This is a genomic window from Endozoicomonas atrinae (assembly GCF_001647025.1).
Classification (GTDB): Bacteria; Pseudomonadota; Gammaproteobacteria; order Pseudomonadales; family Endozoicomonadaceae; genus Endozoicomonas; species Endozoicomonas atrinae.
On sequence record NZ_LUKQ02000010.1, the window covers coordinates 21,240 to 47,290 of the forward strand.

General features: G+C 46.8%; 19 protein-coding genes. 15 read left to right on the forward strand and 4 right to left on the reverse strand.

Features of this window, described 5'->3' with window-relative positions:
• The first annotated feature begins 199 nt into the window (after positions 1-199).
• The 6 genes from AK963_RS02740 to AK963_RS02765 all read left to right on the forward strand — a co-directional run bounded on the left by AK963_RS02740 (position 200) and on the right by AK963_RS02765 (position 10,236).
• Positions 200-1,042, forward strand: coding sequence for a hypothetical protein (locus AK963_RS02740; RefSeq protein ID WP_139117214.1), 843 nt, complete (start codon positions 200-202; stop codon positions 1,040-1,042).
• Positions 1,043-1,079: 37 nt separating this feature from the next.
• Positions 1,080-1,925, forward strand: coding sequence for a pyridoxal kinase PdxY (gene pdxY, locus AK963_RS02745; RefSeq protein WP_066013963.1), 846 nt, complete (start codon positions 1,080-1,082; stop codon positions 1,923-1,925).
• Positions 1,926-1,938: 13 nt separating this feature from the next.
• Positions 1,939-3,387 (forward strand): YcjX family protein, encoded by a 1,449-nt coding sequence (locus tag AK963_RS02750; RefSeq protein ID WP_066013947.1) that lies wholly within the window; start codon positions 1,939-1,941, stop codon positions 3,385-3,387.
• Positions 3,384-4,388, forward strand: coding sequence for a TIGR01620 family protein (locus AK963_RS02755; RefSeq protein ID WP_066013948.1), 1,005 nt, complete (start codon positions 3,384-3,386; stop codon positions 4,386-4,388). The genes AK963_RS02750 and AK963_RS02755 overlap by 4 nt, the downstream gene beginning before the upstream one ends.
• 276 nt (positions 4,389-4,664) lie before the next feature.
• On the forward strand, positions 4,665-5,783 hold the full coding sequence (gene alr / locus AK963_RS02760; RefSeq protein ID WP_066013964.1) for an alanine racemase: 1,119 nt from the start codon (positions 4,665-4,667) through the stop codon (positions 5,781-5,783).
• A gap of 358 nt (positions 5,784-6,141) precedes the next feature.
• A complete protein-coding gene (locus tag AK963_RS02765) occupies positions 6,142-10,236 on the forward strand; it encodes a macro domain-containing protein (RefSeq protein WP_066013949.1) in 4,095 nt (1,364 codons plus the stop codon).
• Positions 10,237-10,344: 108 nt separating this feature from the next.
• Here AK963_RS02765 and AK963_RS02770 read toward each other — a convergent pair whose 3' ends face one another.
• The 3 genes from AK963_RS02770 to potA form a co-directional block, all read right to left on the reverse strand.
• A complete protein-coding gene (locus tag AK963_RS02770) occupies positions 10,345-11,148 on the reverse strand; it encodes an ABC transporter permease subunit (protein ID WP_083232413.1) in 804 nt (267 codons plus the stop codon).
• A gap of 65 nt (positions 11,149-11,213) precedes the next feature.
• Positions 11,214-12,164 (reverse strand): ABC transporter permease subunit, encoded by a 951-nt coding sequence (locus AK963_RS02775; protein WP_066013951.1) that lies wholly within the window; start codon positions 12,162-12,164, stop codon positions 11,214-11,216.
• A 145-nt stretch (positions 12,165-12,309) separates the two neighbouring features.
• The gene (potA, locus tag AK963_RS02780; protein ID WP_066013952.1) at positions 12,310-13,470 is read right to left on the reverse strand and encodes a polyamine ABC transporter ATP-binding protein; all 1,161 of its coding nucleotides are present in this window, start codon (positions 13,468-13,470) and stop codon (positions 12,310-12,312) included.
• Positions 13,471-13,908: 438 nt separating this feature from the next.
• Between potA and lrp the strand changes: the two genes are divergently transcribed.
• Complete coding sequence (gene lrp / locus AK963_RS02785) at positions 13,909-14,397, forward strand: leucine-responsive transcriptional regulator Lrp (RefSeq protein WP_020582577.1); 489 nt, start codon at positions 13,909-13,911, stop codon at positions 14,395-14,397.
• 68 nt (positions 14,398-14,465) lie between these two features.
• Here the strand turns inward: lrp and AK963_RS02790 are convergent, their stop codons facing one another.
• Positions 14,466-14,837, reverse strand: a complete 372-nt coding sequence (locus AK963_RS02790) for a PilZ domain-containing protein (RefSeq protein ID WP_175404417.1) — start codon at positions 14,835-14,837, stop codon at positions 14,466-14,468.
• A gap of 413 nt (positions 14,838-15,250) precedes the next feature.
• On the opposite strand from AK963_RS02790, the gene AK963_RS02795 reads away from it, so the two are divergent.
• The 8 genes from AK963_RS02795 to AK963_RS02830 all read left to right on the forward strand — a co-directional run bounded on the left by AK963_RS02795 (position 15,251) and on the right by AK963_RS02830 (position 25,888).
• Entirely contained in the window at positions 15,251-16,297 is a 1,047-nt protein-coding gene (locus AK963_RS02795; RefSeq protein ID WP_066013965.1) for a Leu/Phe/Val dehydrogenase, read from the forward strand.
• An 11-nt stretch (positions 16,298-16,308) separates the two neighbouring features.
• On the forward strand, positions 16,309-17,433 hold the full coding sequence (pdhA, locus tag AK963_RS02800; RefSeq protein ID WP_066013954.1) for a pyruvate dehydrogenase (acetyl-transferring) E1 component subunit alpha: 1,125 nt from the start codon (positions 16,309-16,311) through the stop codon (positions 17,431-17,433).
• Positions 17,426-18,409 (forward strand): alpha-ketoacid dehydrogenase subunit beta, encoded by a 984-nt coding sequence (locus AK963_RS02805; protein WP_066013955.1) that lies wholly within the window; start codon positions 17,426-17,428, stop codon positions 18,407-18,409. The genes pdhA and AK963_RS02805 overlap by 8 nt, the downstream gene beginning before the upstream one ends.
• Positions 18,410-18,612: 203 nt before the next feature.
• Positions 18,613-19,704, forward strand: coding sequence for a dihydrolipoamide acetyltransferase family protein (locus AK963_RS02810; RefSeq protein ID WP_066013956.1), 1,092 nt, complete (start codon positions 18,613-18,615; stop codon positions 19,702-19,704).
• Between the two features lie 494 nt (positions 19,705-20,198).
• Positions 20,199-22,121: a PrkA family serine protein kinase gene (locus AK963_RS02815; protein ID WP_066013957.1), complete on the forward strand. Its 1,923-nt coding sequence runs from the start codon at positions 20,199-20,201 to the stop codon at positions 22,119-22,121.
• 100 nt (positions 22,122-22,221) lie between these two features.
• The gene (locus AK963_RS02820; protein WP_066013958.1) at positions 22,222-23,499 is read left to right on the forward strand and encodes a YeaH/YhbH family protein; all 1,278 of its coding nucleotides are present in this window, start codon (positions 22,222-22,224) and stop codon (positions 23,497-23,499) included.
• Complete coding sequence (locus AK963_RS02825; RefSeq protein WP_066013959.1) at positions 23,496-24,998, forward strand: SpoVR family protein; 1,503 nt, start codon at positions 23,496-23,498, stop codon at positions 24,996-24,998. Before AK963_RS02820 ends, AK963_RS02825 begins: the two co-directional genes overlap by 4 nt.
• 449 nt (positions 24,999-25,447) lie before the next feature.
• Positions 25,448-25,888 (forward strand): H-NS family histone-like protein, encoded by a 441-nt coding sequence (locus AK963_RS02830; RefSeq protein WP_066013960.1) that lies wholly within the window; start codon positions 25,448-25,450, stop codon positions 25,886-25,888.
• Positions 25,889-26,051 lie beyond the last annotated feature (163 nt).

The window sequence follows — 26,051 nt, forward strand, 5'->3', positions numbered from 1 at the left end:
AAACTCGTTATCTCTGGTTAAACATATAATTAGTAATGTTTAAATAGAACATGGTATTTTGGATTTGCTCCCTTTTTTTCTGCAACGTACACTCACCCCGTCGTTTTAAAACTGCATTACATCTGAAGCTTATGGCCTTTATGTTGAAAGAAGATAAGTATTCCGTGGTCAGTGTATTGCGTATCGTGGGGGAGTATTTGTGATCAAGTTATTTTATTGCCGAGGCGCTATGCCACCGTTCCTGATGGCTGCTTTTGCCTGGCTGATGATAACTCCTATTCCCTCTCAGGCTGTCGTTTGTTATGAGCCTTCTCCTTCTGTGATAGCGGGAGACAACATTTTTGATTACAAAACAGCGGAGCCATTATCTGCAACGGAGCAGAGAAACCTCCAGGCCTTCCTGAAAAAGGTTGATAGACGTTGGCAGGGAGATGCTCGTCGTGTGACCTGTGTTGGCAGTGAGAACAATGCCCGCCAGATTGAACGAAGGACTAGTCTGAATATGGATGTTGACGGCGACTACCGTAGAGATATGACGTTTCGCTCCGAGATTTATAACCCTGAAAGAAAGAGCCGCTACTCAGAAAAATTCAGCCTCTATCAGGTTGATGGCTTCCTCCGTATGGACAGTCGCGGGTCTGATGGTGATATTGAGGTTATGCATATTGGTGCCAACGAACTGATCTATCTGCAGCGTTATTTTGTCAGAAAGGTTGAGCCAGCCAAACCGGAAGAAGAGAAGCCGGAACCACCAGCCATTATTCAACCGTTACCAATACTGCCTATCCAGCCATTGCCATCGATTCAGCCAGTGGATGAAGTTATCACACAGCCTGTGCAGCGTATCCGTCCGGGGGATGATCGAAAGCGTATTTCGAGGTCGACAAAAGATATACCGGAAGAAGAGATCGAGTACAGCCCAGGCGGAATATTGAACGAAGTGGTTCGCCATCTGGTCATTAATGGACGAAACCTTCAGATAGAGACGACAGTCTATGCCAATGGCTTTCTGGCATCGTCAGAGAAGTGGCAGTTGAGATGATGTACTGACCAGAAAAGTGGTTGGTCTGGATGAAGCTATGAATATATTGTCAATACAGTCCCATGTTTCCCTGGGACACGCAGGTAATGCTTCAGCGGTATTTCCGCTTCAGCGTATGGGGGTAAATGTCTGGCCAGTCTATACGGTGCTTTTCTCTCACTCCGGGCCAAACCGGAAAGGTTCCACTGTGTCAGCAAAAACGGTGGAGGCCGTATTGGAGGGCATTGATGCACAAGGAGTAGTAGGGCAATGTGATGGAATACTGTCCGGTTACCTGGGAGAACCGGAAACAGCAGAAGTACTGGGTGATGCGGTAAAGCGCTTCAAACAGCAGAACCCGGAGCTGCTTTATTGCTGTGATCCCGTTATGGGTGATGATGGCAGAGTCTATGTTGATAAAGCGTTGACGTCATGGTTCCTTAACTCTCTGATACCCATGGCAGATATTGTCACTCCAAACCAGTTTGAGCTTGAGCTGCTGACTGGCCTCAGGGCTTCAACGCTGGATAGTGTAAAAATGGCTGGCAGGGCACTGACTGCCCTTGGTCCAGAGATTGTTCTGGTGACCAGTGTGATGCCTGACGATTCCGATAACAGTAAGGTTGGGATGATGGTGGTCACTGAGCGGGATGCCTGGTATGTGCAGACGCCATTTTTTGAAAAGCCTGGTGCCATTGGTGGCTCAGGTGATGTGGCAACCGCCGTTTTTCTGGCCAGATATCTGGCCGTTAAAGACCTGAAGCCTGCCCTTGAATATACGGCGGGAGTCATGTTTGGATTGTTTGAACATGCCTGCCAGACAGGGAGTAATGAGCTTCAGCTGATTGAAGCCCAGGATAAACTGGTTAATCCGCCATTGGTATTTACTGCCCAATGCCTTTAACCCGGATATTGCGATGAAACCGATAAAGCATAAGGTTAGGCAGTCTTTCCAGAGTGGGCAGGACAAAGCGGTGGATCTTGCCAGATCTGCGGCCAGTTCATTGGAAAATGGCGTCGACCGGCTGCTTAACCGACGTATTACACTCGGGGTCACTGGCTTCAGTGGCAGTGGCAAGACCACTCTGATCACCAGCCTTATTCATCAGTTACAGCATTATCCAGGTGCGCTTCTGGCTGCTTTTCCACCGGTTTTGCAGGATCGTTTGTTGGGAGTAAAGCTGTCTGCTCTGGATGGAGTTGAACTGTTTCCTTATCAGCGAGGCATTGAGGCGTTATCGAGAGGTCGTTGGCCGGAAGCGACAAGGGATCAATCGGGCTGCCTGCTGGAGATCAAGTTTCGTAATCAGCCTGGGTTATTTCGCCGGGGAAAACCGGGGATCAGTCGTCTTTATCTGGAGATTCGTGACTATCCTGGAGAGTGGTTACTGGATCTGCCGTTGCTGGATATGGATTACCGTGCCTGGTGTGCTCAATGTCATAGCCTTTTCAACAGTGCAATGCGCCTGTCTATCGGTCGGAGCTATTTAGAAAAGCTGAAGTCCATTGATCCTCTGGAAACCATTTCTGAGCTGGAACTGCAGGTGCTATGGCAGGAGCAACTGACCTTTCTCAAGGCTTGCCAGCAGGCTGGTCTGACCATGATTCAGCCCGGACGCTGGCTTCATGCCGAACCTTCAGGTGATGAGAGTAAACTTCCATTTATTCCTCTGCTTTCGATGACGGGTCTTCCAGAAGATAAGCTTGGAGAAGCTACAGAAAGCTCTTTATTCAAAGTGTGTGAAAGGCATTATCAGCACTATCTGGAAACTCGAGTCAAACCCTTTTATCGACATACCTTTCAGAAGGTCGACCGACAGCTGGTGCTGGTTGATGTTCTCAAGTCGTTGAACAGTGGCCAGGAAGCATTTGATGACCTTCGCTTCTCTTTGACCCAGGTACTTCAAAGTTTTGATTATGGGCGCAACAGTCTGCTCAGAAGATTAATTCAGCCACGAATCGACCGGGTTGTTTTCGCCGCCAGTAAAATTGACCAGGTACTGCCTGATCAGCATGAAGCGGTCAGAGGGCTGACGGCAAATCTGGTTCAGGATGCAAGGCGCAGAGCGGCGTTTAATGCTATTGATGTCCGCTGCGAAGCGGTTGCAGCCGTTCGCTCAACGACTTATGTAGACTATCAGGGGCGCCAGGCTCTGCAGGGGATGACAGAACAGGGCCCGGGAGTGCTGCTGCACCCGGATATTCCTGAACAGATTCCGGTGATGGATGACTGGCAGGCTTTGGGCCAGTGGCAGCTGCGCCGACTGATGCCGCCAGAGGGATTGCAGCTGACCGCTGGTGGACGATTACCCCACATCCGCCTGGATAGTATTCTTAATGATCTGCTGGGAGACCGTTTTTCATGAGCAGACATCACGACCCATACTTTATCCCTCTGGAACCAGAGCAACCCCTTGATACACCTGATTCCATCAGTGATGGTTTTCAGGATCGGGTGTTAACAGGACCTGAGCTGGTAGCCAAACCAGTACGCTTTCTGAAGTCAGCATTGTATGGGCTACTGGCTCTGCTGTTGATATTAGTGCTTTGGCAAACGGTCGAACTGGGCCTTTTTCTCTATCAACTGCACTGGTCATTAGCCTTGCTGTTTTCCGTGCTTTTTCTGGCCCTGGCGGTCATAGCCGTTAAAGCCGTTGTCGAGTTTTTCCTGTATCAACGGGACTTCAAACATATCACCGAACTGCAGGAGCAGGCTGTACAGTTTCGAGATCAGAGAACAGCAGTATTAAAAAAACATTGGCTTGGGCAGCTGAGTAAACTCTATCAGGGCAAGCCTCAGCAGGTGCTGCTGGAACAAGTGTTATCTGAGATGCCTGATTACGCTGATGACAGCGAGCTATTGTCTTACCTGGATAGCCATTTTTTCCAGAAACTGGATCAGCACGCACTTACCCTTATTTCACAACATAGCCAGCAAGTCGCTTTGATGGTGGCACTCAGCCCATTTGCTGCTGTCGATATGCTGCTGTCTGTCTGGCGCAGTATTCGGATGCTCGATGAGATCTGCCAGGTATATGGTGTTAGGCCTTCATTGCCTGCTCGTACCCACCTGTTAAAAATGGTTCTGGAGCAGATGGCGCTGGCGGGTACTACAGAGCTGCTGTCTGATCAGCTGGCGGATTTTACGTCCAACCAGTTGCTGAGTGTAGTGAGCTCCCAGGCTGCAAGCGGGGTTGGCGTAGGTATCTATTCGGCTCGCATTGGACTCAGGGCCATGGCGCTCTGTCGTCCAGTTCCTTTTGTTGATGATCAGAAGCCCGGCATTGGTCGTTTAGCCAGACGCATCCTTTCTTCCATGGAAGCCCGGTCCCGGAATACAGATGACCCCAAAAATAAAGCGGAATAAGCCTGTCCCTGTCTCTTTAAAGGAGCACCTGCAGCTGTAGGTTGCTCCTCTATCTCTATTTCTACTGACTCCTGCATTTTTACTGAGAAGCTGACTTTTTCAGGTGGGCTCTTCCGGTCTATTTAAGAATAAAAAGCAATCAAAGCTATGGATAAATACGGCTAAAGGGTATTATTTATTCAATATAACGATTTCGATAAACACATAAAGAGCTGATAGTTATTAATTGATAGGATGCTGCCTTTAACTGGCATTTTCGGGGGAATATCAAAAGGCATGGGTCGACCAGCAACAGCAACGATAAACCTTGATGCACTGCGTCATAACTATCGTATTGCCCAACAACTGTCTGGTAGTGGTCAGGTGATGGCTGTAGTAAAGGCGGACGCCTATAGCCACGGTGCAACTGCCTGTGCGACCGCGCTTGCCGATATTGCCAGCGGATTTGCAGTTGCCTGTATTGAGGAGGCCCTGGAGCTTCGTGCTGCTGGGATCAAACAGCCCATACTGCTGCTGGAGGGCTTTTTTGAACCTTCAGAGCTGGAGATGATTGACCAGTATCATCTGGATACCGTTATTCATCATCAGTATCAGATTGATGCATTAGTCGCCCATCCTCTGGACCATCCAGTAAGACTGTGGCTGAAGATGGATTCGGGTATGGGACGGGTTGGCTTTGCTCCTGATCAGTATCGCACGGCCTGGGAGCAACTCAATGATCTGACTTTTGTTAAAGACATTGTGTTGATGAGTCATTTTGCCTGTGCAGATGAGTCAGACAGTGATCATGCTCAACAGCAGCTGACAACCTTCAATACTTATACCCATGACCTGCCTGGCCAACGCAGTTTCTGTAATTCAGCAGGACTCGTTGCACTGAAAGAAGCTCGGGGGGAGTGGAATCGTCCTGGCCTGCTGCTTTATGGCGTGTCTCCATTTCCAGAAACTCATGGCATTGAGCAGAAAATAAAGCCTGTGATGGAACTGAGTTCTGCCATCATCAGCATTAAAGACATTCCGGCTGGAAGCTCTGTTGGCTATGGAAGTCATTGGATAGCCAAAAGACCAACCCGAATTGGTGTGGTTGCAATTGGTTACGCGGATGGTTACCCCCGTCATGCTGCCAACGGAACACCGGTATTTATTAATGGCTACCGTGTACCGCTGGTGGGCAGAGTATCCATGGATATGCTGACTGTGGATTTAACCGATGTGCCAGATGTAAAAATAGGAGATCGTGCAATCTTGTGGGGGGATGACTTGTCTATTAATGAAGTGGCACACGGCGCAGGTACTATACCTTACCAGCTGCTTTGTAATTTGAACCGTGTTCCTGTCCAGTATCAAGGTATCCTCATCCCTGATTATGCGGATTTTGATGAAGTGGGAATCTGAATCAATATGTAAATTGATCAAACCGAAAAACAAAAAATAAATTAATGTATTAAGCCAATTCACTTTCGAAAAATAAAAAATTCTAATATTGATGATCTTGTTTTATCAATCGATCAGAGATTCCTGGTTCCACAAGGCTTGCTAATTTCAGTCTAACGTGGTTGTTAGTATGAGTGACAGTTTTTAATCTAATTCCTAACGATTTGTTTTTCTTCCAGTTTTATAGGATGAAAAGTTCTACCTTATTGGAACTATATCTCCAAATTTCACTCCAACTATTAATGGCGTCGTTCTACGTAGCCTCTACTTTATTCCTTAATATAAAAAAACTTCTGTAATGCTACTCAAGGAGATGGAAATGGATCTTGCTGTTAAAATGGATATTGCTGTTAAAGACTTCTGTAATCTGGTGGAGGCTAAGGCGTCTCTTGATCTCGAAGAATGTGGGATTAGTACAGAGATAAAATTTTTCCATGGGCGATCAGTTACGGAAGCAGATAAAGCGCGCCTGCGTCATCAACTGTCATTACATCCAGCACTGAAACATTTATCTTCAACAAGACATGTCACAAAACGTGATCTGTCATCTTATCGTGCTTACCTTGCTAGTTTTGAAAGAAAACCATTGCCAGACCGTGTGACACTGGTTACCTGTAATAATGGGTTACTGGAATGTGTCGGACGTGAAAATGCCATCAAACCCTATGGAATAGTGAGTTCTGTCGACCAGGACATGCGATTAGATGCCGGTGTTGCGAAAGCTGTCAAAGATAAATTTGGGGGGGCTGCTGGTAATTACAATCGTGTATCACAGCAGCGTCAGAATCGAATAAATTATGGTGAATGCTTCACTTATGATTCTACCCGTGACTATAAAACCTATGATTTAAATAATTGCCAGACTATTCACAATGTGCTGGTTCCTTTAGCGGCTGACTGGAATTTTGAAGCAGGGCTTAAAAATATTTTCCTTGAGCTTTTTAAAGCGGCTGACCGCAATAGAATAAGTCGCGTTTTCTGTCCTCTACTCGGTTGTGGTCGTGCGGGTGGCACAGGAAAAGCCTTGGCAAAAGCTGTTTCAGAAGCCAAGGCTGATTTTAAAGCAACAGGTAAGCAGGCACCAGAACTGATTCTGGTGGGTATGTCTTCCATAACTAGCGACAAAGCAGCTTGCAGAGACTTTGAAAGTAAGTGGGATGAGTTAGGCCGACGAACCTCTTCAACGCGTCCACCAGTGCGTAGATTAAAAACTCCTTTTACAAGAACCAGCCCCATATCTGGAACTTCAGCCTCTTCTTCAGTTGCAGGTACAGGTAACGAAAAAACGTTACCTGGTCGTGTGAAAATGGTTACCTGTCATAATGGGTTATTGGCATGGGCTGGCCGTGAAAATGCTAGCAAGCCCTATGGAATAGTGAACTCTGTCGACCAGAGCATGCAGATGGATACTGGTGTCGCGAAGATTATCAAAGACAAGTTTGGAGGCTCTTGGGGTGATTATAACCGGGTGTCTCAGCAGCGTCAGAATCGAATAAATTACGGAGAATGTTTCACTTATGACTGTGAACGTGGAGGCAAAAAACCGTCTGATTTAAGCAATTGCCGAACTGTTCACAATGTGTCGGTTCCTTTAGCGGGTGACCGGAATTTTAAAACAGCGCTAAAAAATACTTTTCTTGAGGTTTTTAAATCGGCTGATCGTAATGGAGTAAAGCGCGTTTTCTGTCCTCTTCTCGGTTGTGGTCGTGCGGGTGGAACAGGAGAAGCCTTGGCACAAGCTGTTTCGGAAGCCAAGGCTGGTTTTGAAGCAACAGGTAAGCAGGCACCAGAACTGATTCTGGTGGGCATGTCTTCTATAGATAATGACAAAACAGTTTGTGCAGACTTTGAAAGTAAGTGGAATGAATTAGGCGGACGAATTCCTTCAACACGTTCACCGGGAAAAATGCCCTCTTCAATTACCAGTACCGGGGCTGCAACCGCTACCGCTACAACAGGTGCTGGCAGTGGTTACAATAAGCCAAGGGAGCTGATTAATGGCCAGCTGCAAGTAGTGATGAACGCTGATAAGGGAATGTTCGGTTATGCCAAAGAGCTCTCGAAACAAGGAGTACCATTTGATCTGGTCAATGCAGCAAATAGGGAAATGAAACATGGTGGAGGTATCGCAGAACAATTTTCAAAAGATCTTGGCAAGCAATTTGACCTGGATACTGGTCTTCAAGCGCCGGTTCCAACTGGCAGTTGTTATACAACTCAATCATATGGATATGGCTCGGACCCTAAGTTTGGTTTGAGCCATTGTCAGTATATTCATAACGTAGTAGCCCCAGATGTAAAGGACTATACCGTTCCAAGTCCTGGTGGACGGAAGAAACAGCGCTTTGATGAGCAAAGCTATCATCAGGACTTCACAAACACTTTTGTTTCACTTCTTCTTGAAGCTCATAAAAAAGGTAGCAATACCATTGTCAGTTGTTTTATAGGTTGTGCTGTTTTTGGTGGCAGTGGAATGGATATGGCTCATGCTCTTCATGCGGCTTATCAGCATCCGCGTATACAAGCATTACCAAAAGTACCCAAATTAATACTCGTGGGTTGGAAGGGTGATGACTGGAAGGTTCATGAGGAGTTTATTCAGATCTTTGATAGTCTGAATACTGCTTATCCATTACATTTACCCTCAGGTGGAGCTCCTGCCAGCCCATCATCTACAGGTATCTCAGGAACTGCATTCCCGGCAGGATCTGGTGCCATTCGAAAAAAACCTTCCCCTTATTCGCCATCTGGAGCAGGATTGTCACCCCGCTTAAGACCAGCATCTCCAGTTTCAATACCTGCCGATTCACTACTGCGAGTAGTCACTGCCAGGAAGGTTAGCCATCCTGAAGGAGTACTTGGCTATGCCCGAAAGCGCTCTGGAAACAAAAAGCCGTTCTCATTAGTTAATGCCGTACATGATGTGAGTAGTGTGCTAAATACTGAGGTGGCATCGAAAGGAGGTGTTAGGGGGGGGTATATCGAGCATATGATCATGGGCGGTGGCGAGGATGCCCTGAAAAGAAAGCAGTACTATCAATGTGAGGCATGGGATTATAAAAAAACTGACGGTTACAAAGCTTGTCAAAAAATTCATTCGGTTCTCTTTCCACAAATAGCGGATAGACATGGGTTTTCAGAGCGGCTGGTTACGCTATTAATGAATGCCTCCCCAGGAGAAAGGCTGTTATTCCCGATTTATGAGCTTGAAGGGGTCACTGAGAGCGCGCTCAACGATGTACTGAATCGGGCTTATTCAGACCCTAAGGTGCTATTGATGGCTGAAAAAGGCAGGCTTCCAAAGCTCTGTGTTGTCCGTAAAACCCCGGCGTCGCCAATGTCAGATGATGATTATGCACCAATGGCTGCTGGTCCTCGGTTAGATAGAAGCCACTCAAAGAGTATGCATTCCTTGTTTGATGATCATGACTCAACCAGGCGGAGTGCGAGTCCTGAGCCTGCTGCTCCCTTTGTGAGGTCATCCAGTAGATATGGAATGTGGGACAGTACTACTCCTGACTCTGGTCGTGATGGCAGCTCTTCATCGACAGCTTCTCATACTCCGCTGAAGGTGTCTGCTACTCGTGACCTGGGGAGCATGAGTTTGACGGCTGCTGATGGTTCAAAATATGGTACGTCAGCAAATTCTCGGGCAGATCGTAAAAAGGATGTGATACTTGATGGAGATGGGGTGCTCAAATGTGTCAACCCTAGCCATCCTCTGAAAAGTAATGTGGAAAGACTTATTAGCGATAGTCATAGATTTCAGATAGTACGTCGTATTCCAGCAATTGAAGCATATGAGAGAGGCCCTGAGGGTGATGAAAAAGTTAGAGAGCCCACTTTGCTTATGGAATACGAGGATTTTGAATATGGTCAGCTGCTTAGCTATAAAATTGGTGGCAAGAATTACTATATTTCAGTCGACGCTGTTCAAGACTCATACCTTAAGAAGCAGTGTTTTCAGTGTCCTGTAACCAAGAAGATCGTTTCTGGAACTTGGATAGGTAATCAGCCTATTGGTGGAAAAATGTCATGGAATTTCGATGCTTCATCCTCATTACCCGGTTATGAGGGGAAGGGAATAATTACCATTACTTACTCTTTTCCTGATGGAGTACAGGGAGCAGGTCATCCTAAGCCGGGCGCATCCTACAAAGGAATTAGCCGAACGACTTACCTGCCTGATGATAGTGAGGGAAGAGATGTCTTACGCTTATTACGGAAAGCATTCGATCAAAGGCAAACATTTACGATTGGAAGGTCAACAACTTCAGGGAAAGAAGGTGTTATAACATGGAATGATATTCATCATAAAACAAATACCCATGGCGGGCCCGCAAATTTTGGTTATCCTGACTCTGGGTACTTGGAGCGAGTAAAAGGAGAGGTGAATGACAGAGGTATTTATTAATAAAAAAGCTTGGATGGATTAAAACTCTCCAAGCGTTGCTACCTAATGTCGATTGCGAATGTGATACCCCAGACCTTAATTCGGGGTATCACGTTTATCATAGACTACTTAGCTGGTTCCAAACCTCTCCAAACTGGCTCTTCTTTCCCTTTCTGAACGGCGCATAAACCACCATCCAAACAGCGCAGCCAGAGACACGACCAGAATGATCAGAGTTGCCATGGCGTTAATTTTGGGCGAGATCCCCAGACGCACGGATGAGAATACCACCATTGGCAGAGTGGTTGAGCCCGGGCCGGAGACAAAGCTGGCAATAACCAGATCATCCAGAGACAGGGTGAATGCCAGTAACCAGCCTGCTGCCAATGATGGAGCAATGGTTGGGATTGTGATCAGAAAGAACGTTCTGAATGGGGTGGCTCCCAGGTCCATCGCAGCCTCTTCAATTGAGCGATCCACTTCCCGCAATCTTGCCCCAACTACAACGGCAACATAGGCGGTGGAGAAGGTGACGTGGGCGATCCAGATGGTCAACATGCCCCGCTCCATGGGCCAGCCGATCAGGTCTGCCATGGTGACAAACAGCAGCAGCAGCGACAGGCCAGTGATCACGTCCGGCATCACCAGTGGAGCTGTTAACATGCTGTTAAAGGCGGTTCTGCCACGGAATTTGCCAAAACGGTCAATGGCAAAGGCAGAGACCGTGCCCAGAATCACGGCCATGGAGGCGCTATAGAAAGCAATTCTCAAGCTGGTCCATACGGCGCCCATCAGTTGTTCATCCTGAAACAGCTCCACGTACCACTTGGTTGAGAAGCCTGCCCAGACGGTCACCAGCCGTGAAGCATTGAAGGAATAAATCACGAGGATGAACATGGGCAGATAGAGAAAAATCAGCCCAAGTATGAGCATGATGGTGGAATAGCCTGGTTTTTTGATTCGCCCAAAGCGGTTAGTGTGCTCAGTTGCAGTGGTCATTACAGGCTGGCCTCCAGTTGCTTCGCCTGCTGGCGATTAAAGAAGGCAATAGGCAGACAGAGGATCAGCAGCATGATCATGGCCAGGGCGCTGGCCAGTGGCCAGTCACGGTTGTTGAAGAACTCCTGCCAGAGCACTTTACCGATCATCAGGCTTTCAGGTCCTCCCAGCAGCTCAGGAATCACGTATTCTCCTACCGCAGGGATAAAGACCAGCATACAGCCTGCGATAATGCCACCCTTGGACAGAGGCAGGGTAACCCTGAAAAAGGTCTCCCATGGACGGCAGCCCAGGTCGTTGGCTGCTTCCAGCAGTGATTTATCCAGTTGGGTCAGGTTGGCATAAATAGGGAGCACCATAAATGGCAGATAGGCATAAACGATGCCTATGTAAACGGCGATATTGGTGTTCAGGATCTGCAGGGGCTGGTCAATAATGCCACACCACATCAACAGGTTGTTCAGTAACCCGTTATTTTTCAGTATTCCCATCCAGGCGTATATGCGGATCAGGAAAGAGGTCCATGATGGCAGCAGCACCAGCATGAGCAGGAAACTTTGTTTTCTTCCGGGTGCCTGAGCCATGGCGTAGGCCATAGGATAGCCCAGCAGAAGGCAGAAGAAGGTCGCAACCAGAGCCAGCCTGATCGAGGTCAGATAGGCCTGCAGGTACATCTCATCGTCGGCCAGGAACAGGTAATTGCCCAGATTTAAATTAAACGTCAGTACTTCATCGAAGTACTCAACGATGGCCGAATAGGGCGGAATGGCAATTTCTGCCGATGAAAAGCTGATCTTGACCACAATCAGAAAGGGGACAAGAAAGAATAACAGCAGCCAGAGATAGGGGACGCCAAGAACGAGGCGACGTCCCCAAAGTTCCCTTAAGGCGTTTACCCTCTCTGGTCCCCACGCTGTCGCGGAGGCGCCTTTTGTTAACAGGTTGGACATGACAGATTCCACAAAATATCCGTTACCAGTGGCTTACATTAAACGGTGGTAAGCCTGAATAGTTTACGAAATAGAAAGCCTTCAGCTCAGAAGTGCCTTCAGACTGTTCTCAAACACAAAATATACTGAATAAGATTAGCGGTGATCAGCTATTCAGGACGACACCACTGTCGTCATCCCAGCTGATATAGACTTCATCGCCCCAGGTCGGGTTATCAGCAGTACGGATCACGTTAGCCATGTTGGACTGCACCATCATGCCTGATGGAAGCCGGATATGATAAACCGAATGACCACCCAGATAGGCAATGTCGTGAACCACACCTTTGCTCCAGTTGTAGTTCCCTTCGGGCTGCTCTCGGGTCACCATGGTTTTCTCAGGGCGTACTGCAATCCAGACCTTACGATCTTCCAGTGGCGCCATTATACCGTGGCCGATGTAGATAGGCTGTTGAACCTGATGTGATTGAATGATGACGTAACCCGCTTCTTCTTCGGTGATTTCGCCTTCAAACATATTGACGGAGCCGATGAACTCGGCGGTCATACGGCTGTTCGGGTTTTCGTAGATATCGATAGGGGTGCCGACCTGGACAATCCAGCCGGCGTCCATGATGCCAATGCGCTCAGCCATGGTCATCGCTTCTTCCTGATCATGGGTCACCATAATGCAGGTTACCCCCACCTCTTCGATGATATCCACCACCTCAAGCTGCATGCGGCTGCGCAGCTTCTTATCCAGCGCACCCATGGGCTCGTCCAGTAGCAGCAGTTTAGGGCGTTTTGCCAGGCTTCGGGCCAGGGCTACACGCTGGCGCTGGCCACCTGAGAGCTGGTGTGGCTTGCGGCGGGCATACTTTTCCATATGCACCAGTTTCAGCATCTCTTCGACGCGCTGAGCAATGATGTCTTTTGGCAGGCGGTCCTGTTTTAATCCAAACGCAACATTCTGTTCCACCGTCATATGAGGGAAGAGAGCGTAAGACTGAAACATCATATTGATGGGGCGCAGATACGGTGGCAGGTGAGTAATATTCTGCCCATCCAGGTAAATATTGCCCTCAGACGGTGTTTCGAAGCCTGCCAGCATCCTTAGTAACGTGGATTTTCCAGATCCAGAGCCACCCAGCAGCGCAAAAATCTCACCCTTTTTAATATTCAGACTGACATTATCAACAGCGATAATGTCATCGAACTTTTTGGTGACCTGGTCGATTTTGACCAGTATCTCATTGCCTGAGCGACCCTTTGTCGGTGGTGTCGACGGCGTTGGGGAATGTTTCGGGGAGACAGATGCTGTACTCATCTAAAATTTTCTCCAGCCCGGAATATAAAGAACAGGGTAGAACCCGGTGAGTGTGCTTTAATAGGCTCTGCTGACATAAGTTTATCGTCAGAAACTCAGGATCGCTTGCTGCGATCATGCGTTTTTTGCTTATGAAAAGAGCCTTCAAACCCTCAAGGAAGTGAAAAGCCCGCGCATTGTCCATAAAAATGCAGGGATTGAAAATGGTTTTGCGATAAACCCTGATAGAAGATATTAGTAATGCTCACTTGCAGATTCATCATTCGTACCCTAACCTCCCTCAGCTGGAGGTGATTTGCCCATTGACATTAGAAGAACGGTTGTCTTAATCAGGGCCTGTCTTAAAAAAGATGAATACAAACCTCACTAATCCCTTATGCTATCGTGTTCCACTTTCGTTAGTGTCTGAACACGCATTGTCAAAAAACGACTGAAATCATGAGAAGCCGAAAAGAAGTTGTCCGCCAGTTGGATCGTATCGATCGCAATATTCTCCGTACCCTGCAGGAGCAGGGGCGTATATCGTATGTAGAGCTGGCGGATAAGGTCGGGTTGAGTACGACGCCCTGTATGGAACGAGTCAAACGCCTGGAAAGGGAAGGCATTATTCAGGGTTATTCTGCACGCTTGAACCCGAAGTATCTTCAGGCAGGGCTTCTTGTGTTTGTTGAAATCAGCCTCTATACCAAATCAGCTGATATTTTTGATGACTTCCGGAAAGCGGTCATCAAGCTGCCAAATGTACTGGAGTGCCATTTGGTATCTGGCCACTTCGACTATCTGGTCAAAGCCCGGATTTCAGAGATGGCCTCTTACCGCGAGCTGTTAGGGGATATTCTTCTGAAGTTGCCAGGTGTCAGGGAGTCCAAGAGCTATATCGTGATGGAAGAACTCAAGGAAACGCTCAGTCTGCCAATTGCAGACTAACCAGTATTTAACTTGTTAAAGGGTTGTAGTGAGTGCTTACTTCTTGTTTGAGGGCTTCAGGAAGGTATTTACCCTTCCTGGAGTTCGCCCGCTACCTGATAATCCCTTATGTAGTAGTTCAGTGCGACCTCATCCTGGTCTTTAATACTGCGTAACACAAAACCCGCAGCAAAATCAGCCTGTTCACTGATGGTTTGACACCAGACGCACTCTGCAGTCATGGATACTCGATAAGCACTTTCCTGTGGTCCGGGAAGGATCAGCGTGACATTTCGGGTTTCTGAGGGTCTTACACCCTGATCTGTCAGTATGCTGAACCCTCCTTTTGAGACATCTTCAAGAATGCCAAGAGACAGACCGGTGTCGTTATCGAGGACTTCTGCGGTTTTTTCCAGTGTTTTTCTAGGAAATCGACGCTTTTCTTGTTGTATTTGCGACATTTTGGCCTCCATGCATTAGAGGGAAGGAAGGACTAAGTTATCACCTTTTGTTTTCAAAATGCATCTTTTACATGATTTTGCGAAAACAGATTCTGATGAAAACGTGCTTTAAGAGTTGTGAGATTTTAAGTCAAATACTTGATTTAAATAGCGGCCAATAGCGGCAAGGGATGAAGTTTTTTATAACTTATTGACTGTTGACAATAGTACTTAACTTCCTCTGTAATCGAATAAGGCGTTATAAGAAAGCCTGGTAGTTGATAGAGCTTTAAGATCTGACCGTGATTAAAGTTCTAACGTATAGAATAAAAATAAATAGCCATTTTTGTCAGCTTGCCCTAACCCTGGGGATGCCGATAGATATGGCATTAAACCAGAGCCTGCTGCTCTGCAACATACGGAGGGATCCCGTCATGTTCAGACAGATTACCGAGGCGCGTATTAACGATCTTCATTGTAAATTTGATGAAGAATCCGGCCTCAAATCCGTCATCGCTATTCACAGTACCCGTAGAGGGCCTGCCCTCGGTGGCTGTCGAATCATTCCTTACTCTTCTTCTGACGAAGCCATCACTGATGCCATTCGCCTTGCCCGTGGTATGAGCTACAAATCAGCACTTGCTGGCCTGGATCTCGGGGGAGGAAAAGCGGTTATTATGGAACCGGAAGGTGACTATGACCGAAAAGCACTTTTCGAAGCTTTCGGGCGCTTTCTCAATGAACTTGGAGGTCGATATGCCACCGCTATGGACAGTGGCACAACGGTGGCAGATATGGACACCATCGCCACTCAGTCACCCCATGTGACCTGTACTTCCTCCTGCGGAAGCCCGGCACCGTTTACCGCGGAAGGGGTTTATTATGGTGTGCTTGCCTGCCTTAAAGCGCATCCTGCGCTGCCTGATCACCTGAAAGGCTTAAGCGTTGCCGTTCAGGGGCTGGGTAATGTTGGGTATTCCCTTTGTGAGCGCCTGTCTAACGATGGCGCACAATTGATTGTTGCAGATATCAATCAAGATCGTGTCGATCAGTGTGTCCGCGAGTTTGGTGCCAAAGCGGTTGCACCGGATGAAATATATTCTGTTCCCTGCGACCTGTTCAGCCCATGTGGCCTTGGAGGCATTCTTAATAGCGACACCATTGGTCAGTTACAGTGTGCTGCTGTTGCTGGCTCAGCGAACAATCAGCTGCTGACTGAGGAAGACGGTATTGCCCTCTTTGACCGTGAAATTCTCTTTGCCCCGGACTACCTGATTAATTCTGGTGGACTGATTTTTGTTGCCATGACTTACCTGCAAAGCAGTCAGAATGATATGCACCGGCGCCTTCGTGGCATTCATGACACCCTGCTGCAGATTTTCAGCCGACAGAATCAGGCTGGGTTACCCGCCAGTGTTATCGCTGATCAAATGGCAGAAGCCATTGTTTATGGTGATGACGCTTCACAGTTGACGGCATAGGGGGAGCAGGAATGGATTTAGCAGAAAACACGTCGCTCTCTATGGAGCAGTTTCTGGATGCTGAAGGCGAAGTCATAAAAAAACTGCCGTCTTGGGTCAGTAATGAAGAGACTCTCATTGATTATTATCGAACCATGGTGATAGCCCGTCAGGGGGACCATAAAGCGGTAGCGTTGCAGCGAACCGGTAAGATGGGTACTTACCCTTCCTGTCTTGGACAGGAAGCAATCAGTACGGTTTGTGCTGCCCTGTTGGAAAAAGAAGATGTTCTGATTCCTTATTATCGAGACCTTCCGGGATTGATGAGAAGAGGCATCCCTCTCAGTGATGTCATGCTCTACTGGGGCGGTGATGAGCGAGGGAGTGCCAGCCCGGCCTGGGGGCAGGATTTACCCAATTGTGTACCCATTGCTACTCAGGCTGGCCACGCAGCAGGTATAGCAACAGCCATTAAAATCCGGCACGAGGCCGGTGACCCTTTGAAGGTCGCATTATGTGCACTGGGCGATGGTGCTACGTCTAAAGGGGATTTTGGTGAAGCGTTGAATCTGGCAGGTGCCTGGCAGCTGCCAGTGGTTTATATCATTAATAACAATCAGTGGGCTATTTCGGTCCCCAGAAAAATTCAGTCAGGTGCGCCGACGCTGGCACAGAAAGGGCTGGCCGCTGGGTTACCTTCTTTTCAAGTCGATGGAAATGATGTCATAGCCCTTCATGAAGTGGTCAGCGCTGCTATTGATCGTGCCCGGCAGGGTAAGGGGGCTACCGTGATAGAAGCTGTCAGCTACCGGCTTTGCGATCACACCACTGCTGATGATGCCAGTCGTTACCGTGGTAGTGAAGAACTCAAGGATGCCTGGCATAAAGAGCCCATCAAACGTCTTCGTAACTTCCTGCATCACAGAGGTTTGTGGGATGAGAGGAAAGAGCAGGCTTTAAAAGAAGAAGCTGATCGTATTATTGAGCAGGCGGTGGAAACCTACCTGAACACGCCGCTTCCTGCTATTGAAGACCTGTTTGATTATCACTACGCGAATATGCCAGCTCAGCTGGAACAGCAGAAAAACGATGCACTTGCCAGAGAAAAGCAGCGTCAGGGAAGCATGAATTCAGCCGGAGGTCATCTAAATGGATAATAAACTGACCATGGTTGAGGCCGTCAATCTGGCGCTTGATCATGCTATGGACATTGATCCGGATGTTGTGTTGCTTGGTGAAGATATTGGGGTCAATGGTGGTGTCTTTCGGGCAACTCAGGGATTGCGGGATAAGTATGGTCTGAAGCGGGTTATGGATACACCACTGGCTGAAACCCTTATTGCGGGTATCAGTGTGGGTATGGCTGCCCAGGGGATGAAACCAGTGGCGGAAATACAGTTCATGGGGTTCATCTTTCCTGCAATGGAACAGTTAATCTGCCATGCGGCACGCATGAGAAACAGAACCCGGGGACGGTTGGCGTGTCCTCTGGTGCTGCGGGCCCCTTTCGGTGGTGGTATCCATGCCCCGGAACATCATTCGGAAAGCACTGAAGCGCTGTTTGCCCATATTCCGGGGTTAAGAGTGGTAATCCCATCATCACCCGTCAGAGCCTACGGTTTGCTTCGTTCTGCTATTAATGAACCTGATCCGGTGATCTTCCTGGAGCCAAAGCGTATATACCGGGCAAGTAAGCAGGTGATTGACGCTTCCAGTGATCCTCTGCCACTGGATACCTGTTTCACTTTAAAAGTGGGTCAGGATGTGACTTTGGTCAGCTGGGGAGCATCAGTTCGTGAAACCATGGAGGCAGCCGACGTTCTGGAGGGTCATGGCATTGCTGCAGAAGTGATTGACGTCGCTACCATCAAGCCCCTCGACATGGAGACTATTCTGACTTCAGTCAGGAAGACTGGGCGCTGTGTAATTGTTCATGAAGCTTGCCGGAGTTTTGGTGTGGGAGCTGAGATTTCTGCCGGTCTCATGGAAAGGGCGTTTGATGATCTAAGGGCCCCCGTTGAGCGTGTCACTGGTTTTGATACGACGATGCCCTACTACCGAATGGAGGATCATTATCTGCCACAGGTAGATGATATTGTCAGAGCATCAATCAAGAGCCTTGCCAGACACTAGTCATGCAGATTATTACTAATACCTGCATCATTATTTTAATAGCCCTGAGCGGCAAATACTGTCAGAACTGTAGAACTGTAGAACTGTAGAACTGTAGAACTGTAGAACTGTAGAACTGTAGAACTGTAGAACTGTAGAACTGTAGAACTGTAGAACTGTAGAACTGAAAACAGACAGTATTTTTATAATAAAAGGGTACAGTCATGCGCTTTTTCAATTTACCAGATTTAGGGGAAGGTATTCCTGAAGCAGACATTGTCGAATGGCATGTGGGAGAAGGGGATAGCATCAAGGAAGATCAGCCCATGGTCTCTGTCGAGACAGCCAAAGCCATTGTTGAAGTTCCTGCACCCTGCACAGGAGTGATTGCCCGTCTCTGTGGTCAGCCTGGAGACACTATTCTCACAGGAGCTCCTCTGGTTGAATTTGTAACCGATGAAGAAGATAGCGGTACTGTAGTTGGTAAACTGGCCAGTGATGATTTCAGCACCAATAGAGATGATTCTTTTATTATTGGCTCACCAGCAGATGGACAGGCTCAGCAATCGTCTTCATCTCATATTGCACAAAGTGGACTTAAATCACTGGCTGAGCAGTTTCAGGTAGATCTTGGCGCTGTAACAAACCGTAGAAACGCTGTACAAAATACAATTTCCTACCCCCTGGAAAATCCGGAGCCATTGAAAGGTGTCCGTAAGCATATGGCCCGCACCATGGCAGAGTCTCATGCTTCAGTCGTCCAGGTCACGTTGTTTGATGATGTGGATATTGATCACTGGGAAGATCAGGAAGACATCACTGTTCGCCTGATTCAGGCGATTGCCAGTGCCAGTGAAGTCGAGCCTGCGCTTAATGCCTGGTTTGATGGCGCTTCAATGAGCAGGGAGCTTCATGATTCTGTTAACCTGGGACTGGCGGTTGACAGTGAAGAAGGGTTGTTTGTTCCAGTTTTGCGTGACGTCGCAAGAATGAAGAAAGAGGATGTACGTGAAAGTATTAATAAGCTTAGAGAAGGAGTGAAAGACAGAAGTCTGCCAAGCTCAGAGCTTCAGGGTGCAACTATCACGTTGAGTAATTTTGGTGTCTTTGCCGGGAAATATGCTACGCCGGTAGTTGTGCCTCCAACCGTTTGTATTATCGGTGTTGGCAGGTTGAGAGAAGAAATAGTCAGCGTTGATGGTAAGCCTGAGAGTCACCGTACTTTACCTTTGTCACTGTCGTTTGATCACCGTGCAGCAACGGGTGGTGAAGCAACACGTTTCCTCCATGCAATGATTCAACAGTTGCAGAAGTAGTCAAAAATCCACATTATAAAATCTGGGGCAAGAAAAAATGCGCTATCAAACAGGGGATGTTTTGATAGTGCAATGTTTGTCGGGCAGCTTTTCCAGGACGAGAAGGCTAAGTGCGAGACCATCAGAAGTTGCGAGCGATGAAGGATAATATCTCTGCCAGCATGCTGCAAGGAAGTCAGTTGTTATAAATAGTGCATCAATGTAGGCCAGATTTTTTAGACTGAATTTTCGTATCCCGCTTTTGCCGGTCATGACACAGAGTTCTCTGGTTTGTCTGACGGGCGTTATATGTCACCTTTTTCTATAGCATTTTTGATCAGTATGAACTGCTTTCTGGCATTCAGAGCTGCTCGATAAAAGTTATAAAAAAATGTGGTCAAAGTTCTGACTCTGCCGATAGCGTACTTGAGAAGGGTGGGCTTCCAGATTAGCTATCGGTCAAACGTTCCTGGTAACTATTCCAGGAAATCAAGCAGACAAAGGCGGGTGAAGGCATGGACATCTTCAATAATTATCAGCAGAGATTTCAATCAACCCAGCAGGAAGAGCTGACCATCGAAGAGTATCTGGCACTGTGCAGGAAAGATCCTTCTGCTTATGCTAATGCGGCTGAGCGTATGCTTATGGCCATTGGTGAGCCTGAGATGGTTGATACCTCTAGGGACCCAAGGCTCAGTCGTATATTTTCCAATAAATTGATCAAGCGTTATCCAGCGTTCCGTGAATTTTATGGGATGGAAGAGGCGATTGAACAGATCGTTTCCTACTTCATGCACGCTGCTCAGGGGTTAGAAGAGAAGAAGCAAATACTTTACCTTCTTGGGCCCGTCGGTGGTGGTAAGTCTTCTCTGGCTGAAAGGCTGAAGGCGTTGATGGAGAAAGTTCCGTTCTACGCAATAAAAGGTTCACCTGTTTTTGAGTCCCCTCTAAATCTTTTTAATCCTGGTGAAGATGCCGACATTCTTGAGAAAGAGTATGGTATCCCCAATCGCTACCTTGGTGGCATCATGTCACCCTGGGCGGTTAAGCGGTTAAATGAATTTGGCGGTGATATCACCAAATTTAAGGTGGTGAAGCTGCATCCGAGTATTCTCAACCAGATTGCTATTGCCAAGACTGAACCTGGCGATGAGAACAATCAGGATATATCCAGTCTTGTGGGTAAGGTTGATATACGCCAGCTTGAAGAATATTCCCAGGACGACCCTGATGCCTATAGCTTCTCCGGTGCACTCTGCCGTGCTAACCAGGGCATGATGGAATTTGTGGAAATGTTCAAGGCGCCCATCAAGGTACTGCACCCGCTGCTGACAGCAACTCAGGAAGGTAACTACAACAGTACCGAAGGTATGGGGGCCATTCCTTATAATGGGATTATTCTGGCTCACTCCAATGAATCAGAGTGGCAAACGTTCAGAAACAATAAGACCAATGAGGCTTTTATTGACCGGGTGAATATCGTCAAGGTGCCCTACTGTACCCGGGTGACCGAAGAAATTCATATCTATGAGAAGCTTCTTGCTCACAGCTCTCTGAAAGATTCCCCTTGTGCGCCAGATACGCTGAAAATGTTGGCAAAGTTTACGGTCTTGTCGCGAATCAAGGAGCCGGAAAATTCCAATGTTTATTCAAAGATGCGGATTTATGATGGCGAGAACCTGAAAGATACGGACCCCAATGCCAAGCCACTGCAGGAGTACAAGGATTCAGCCGGTGTTGATGAGGGCATGGAAGGCTTGTCTACCCGTTTTGCTTTCAAGATTCTCTCAAAGGTCTTTAACTTTGACCCCACGGAAATTGCAGCTAACCCAGTACACATGCTGTATGTCCTGGAACAGCAGATTGAGCAGCAGCAGTATCCAAAAGAGGTGCACGAGCGTTATTTGCGCTATGTGAAGGAGTTCCTGGCTCCCAAATATATTGAGTCACTGGGCAAAGAGATACAGACTGCCTACCTTGAGTCATATTCAGAGTATGGTCAGAATATTTTTGACCGATACATTACTTATGCTGACTTCTGGATTCAGGATCAGGAGTATCGTGACCCTGAAACCGGCGATATTCTGGATCGTTCGGCTATAAATGACGAACTGGAAAAAATTGAGAAGGCTGCCAGTATCGCAAATCCAAAAGATTTCCGTAACGAGGTAGTCAATTTCGTGCTCAGGGCCAGGGCTAATTACAATGGGAAAAACCCAAGCTGGCTTAGCTACGAAAAGATGCGCACAGTGATTGAGAAAAAAATGTTCTCAAATACTGAAGATCTTCTGCCGGTTATCTCTTTTAATGCCAAAGGCAGCCAGGATGATCAGCGTAAACACAATGAGTTTGTAAAACGCATGGTAGAGCGAGGGTATACCGAGAAGCAGGTTCGACTGCTGGCTGAATGGTATATTCGCGTCCGCAAGTCGCAGTAACTGCAGTCCAGGCAGAGTACTAGCTTAACAGGGTGAAAGGATTATCACCCTGTCTGCTCTCTGCCCTGTTCTTCATAAAGAGCACACAAGGAGCGTGTTCATGAGTATTATTATCGATCGACGGTTGAATGGAAAAAACAAAAGTACCGTCAATCGCCAGCGGTTTCTTGAAAGATACAAGAAGCATATCAAGAAAGCAGTGTCCGATGCTGTGAATAAACGCTCCATTACTGATGTCGTTTCTGGCAGTGAAGTCACCATTCCCACCAAAGATCTCTCTGAACCAACATTTCACCATGGTCAGGGTGGACGTTATAAGCAGGTCCATCCAGGCAATAAGGAATTTGTCAGTGGTGACCGCATAAAGCGACCATCCGGTGGTAGTGGCTCGGGTAGTGGTAAGGGGAAAGCTGGCAACAGCGGCGAAGGTATGGATGAGTTCAGTTTCCAGATTAATCATGATGAGTTTCTGGAGCATATGTTTGACAACCTGGAGCTGCCAAACCTGGTTCGAAAGCAGCTTGAGGATATGACGGAGTTCAAGATCCGTCAGGCTGGTTATACAACCGCAGGTTCACCTGATCGGTTAAATGTTGTGCGTTCATTACGCTCTGCCCATGCCCGCCGAATTGCATTATCCGGTGGTGATCGCCGGGAAATAAGGGCTCTTAAAAAAGAACTCAGGGAGATGGAAGTTAGCCCGGATGAAACGGATCAGCAACGGGTTATTGAGTTAAGGGAACGAATCAAAGAGCTCAATGCCAAGCTGAAAAAGTTACCGTTTATTGATGATTTTGACCTGAAATACAACAACATGGTCAAAGTACCTTCTCCCAGTAATAAGGCCGTTATGTTTTGTGTGATGGATGTGTCTGGATCCATGACTCAGGACATCAAAGATATGGCCAAACGGTTTTTCATTCTGCTCTATCTGTTTTTACAGCGTAATTACAAAGAGATTGAGGTGGTCTTTATCCGACATCATACGGCGGCCAAAGAGGTGGATGAAGATGACTTTTTCTATTCAAGAGAAACCGGTGGAACCATTGTTTCCAGCGCATTGGAAATGACTCGGGATGTTATCAATAAACGTTACAGCCCCGCTGACTGGAATATCTATGTTGCTCAGGCTTCGGATGGAGATAACTGGGAAGGAGACTCCAGTGTCTGTACCAAGATTCTGACTGAACAGATTATGCAGAAGGTTCAGTATTACTGTTATGTAGAAATCACTGATCGTGCTCATCAGAATTTATGGCGTGAGTACCAGAGTGTCGCCGAGAAGTTTAAAGATCACTTTGCCATGCAGCAGATTAAATCTCCCAGTGATATTTACCCGGTTTTCCGCAAACTGTTTGAAAAAAAGGAAAATGCATGAGCAGCAAGTTGATCTCAAGTGACCCGGAGTGGACTTTTGAGCTGATTCAACAATACGATAAGGAGCTTTCCCGTCTTGCTGACCGTTTCCGTCTTGACACCTACCCGAATCAAATTGAGATTATCAGCTCCGAGCAGATGATGGATGCCTATGCCTCAACAGGTATGCCATTAATGTATAACCATTGGAGTTTTGGTAAACACTTTCTTCATACCCAGCAAAACTATCAACGGGGAAGAATGGGGCTGGCGTATGAAATTGTGATCAACTCGAATCCATGCATTGCGTATTTGATGGAAGAGAACACGATGACCATGCAGGCTTTGGTATTAGCCCATGCCAGCTATGGGCATAATTCCTTCTTTAAAGGGAATTATCTGTTTCAAACCTGGACTGATGCAGAGTCCATTATTGACTACCTGTTATTTGCTAAAAAGTATATTGCTGAATGTGAAGAGAAATATGGCATTGAGGCGGTTGAGGAGATACTGGATGCCTGTCACGCATTAATGAATCAGGGGGTAAATAGATATAAAAGACCCAGGCCCTTATCGGCTGAGCAGGAACAGGCCAGACAGGAAGAGAGGGCGGAATATATCCAGAGAACATTAAACGATATCTGGACAACAATTCCAAAGGTTGAGAAAGAAGAGCAGGAAAAGGAAGAGCGATTTCCAAAAGACCCGGAAGAAAACCTGCTCTATTTCCTGGAAAAGAATGCGCCTTTGCTGGAAACGTGGCAGAGAGAGCTGTTGCGAATTGCCAGAAAAATTGCTCAGTACTACTATCCTCAGAAGCAGACTCAGGTGATGAATGAGGGGTGGGCGTGTTTCTGGCATTACCATCTTCTTCATGAGCTATACAACGAGGGAAAGGTTTCTGATGGCTTTATGCTGGAGTTTCTTCACTCTCATTCCAGTGTTATCTATCAGCCTTCTTTTGATAGCCCACATTACAGTGGCATCAACCCATATACTCTTGGTTTCAATATGTTTATGGATATTCGCCGTATTTGTGAAAATCCTACGGATGAAGATCGAGAGTGGTTTCCAGACATTGCCGGAAGTGACTGGCTGGATACCGTTCACTTTGCCATGAAAAACTTTAAGGATGAAAGCTTTATCCTGCAGTTTCTTTCCCCCAAAGTAATGAGAGACTTAAGGCTTTTTTCTATTCTGGATGATGAGTCCCGATCTTATCTCGAAGTGGATAGTATTCATGATGAAGCAGGGTATAAAGCGATACGTGAGTCACTGGCAGCTCAGTACAATCTGGGTAATCGAGAACCAAATATTCAGGTTTATAATGTCAATGTCCGAGGAGATCGAATGCTGACGCTCCGTCACTATCAGCATCAAGGTCGACCATTGGGAAAAGAAACAGATGAACTGTTGAAACATATACACCGGATCTGGCAGTTTGATGTAGAGATTGAGTCGTTCGAAAATGATGCAGTGACTCAAAGCTGGCAGTGCAGTGAGAATAAGAAGAGAAAATAAAAGTCTATCGATTGCAGATATTTTTTGGTGCAGACAAACCACTTTTTCCTGATAGATATTCATCAGTAAAATGACTTTTGTCGCTCAAAGGTGCTTTTCTTGATGTTTCTGCCTGGTGCATTTTAAAGGCATGAACCATGTCAAAATTGCCAGAGAAACTCTTCTATCCTGAGTCAAATACTTCATTTGAACTATCTGTCTGATTTATACAACTTATTCCTATTAGAGTTGTTAGTAATTTGATCAAAAAAATAACCTGATTGATGTAGATTGCCGTTTGATTATGGATTAATAACTGGCAAATTTTTACTATCAGCGATTCACTTTATTTTTAAAATTTATATAATGGTACTTCCATCTAAAAAATTCTTGCTGTATAAAGTTCATCGAATTGAACATCTTTATTCCTAAGTAGGAAGTTCTATCAAGACCAAGGAGTCGTAGAGTAAATGAATATTTTTGAAGAAGTTCTGCATCGTCTCAGCAGCAAAACCCGTATTCGCTCACTGTTTAAAGATGTACACGCTGAAGACCTGGAACGTATCATCTCCCGTCTGAACGATGTTCTGACTGAGAAGCAGGAAGCTCGTGCTAAAGACGAAGAAAAGCGTCAGAAGAAGCAGGAAAGCATTGAAGCCATCAAGCAGATTATGGCTGACCGTGGTGTTTCCATGAATGACCTGGGGCTGGGAAACCTGGATCTGGACGAAGCTGCGCCAAAGCGTCGCAGAAATATTCAAAAGTATACTTTTGAATATGAGAATGAATCTGGTGAGCGCATCAAGTGGGAAGGTGCTACTACCGGCCGTTTGCCACGTGATTTCCAGGCTTACCTGGAACGTACTGGTAAGAAGCGTCTGGACTGCGCTTTGGAACAGATCGAAGAGTAAGCTCTATTTGATCTTTCGTAAAAAAGGGCCAGAAAGGGGAATGTAATTTAAATTGTGTAAACGCTTGTCGTTAATACTCCAAAATGGAGAATAACAATGAGCGTTGAAATCAACGAAAAACTGGTAGATCAAATAGCCAGTCAGATTAAAACTCAGGATGATC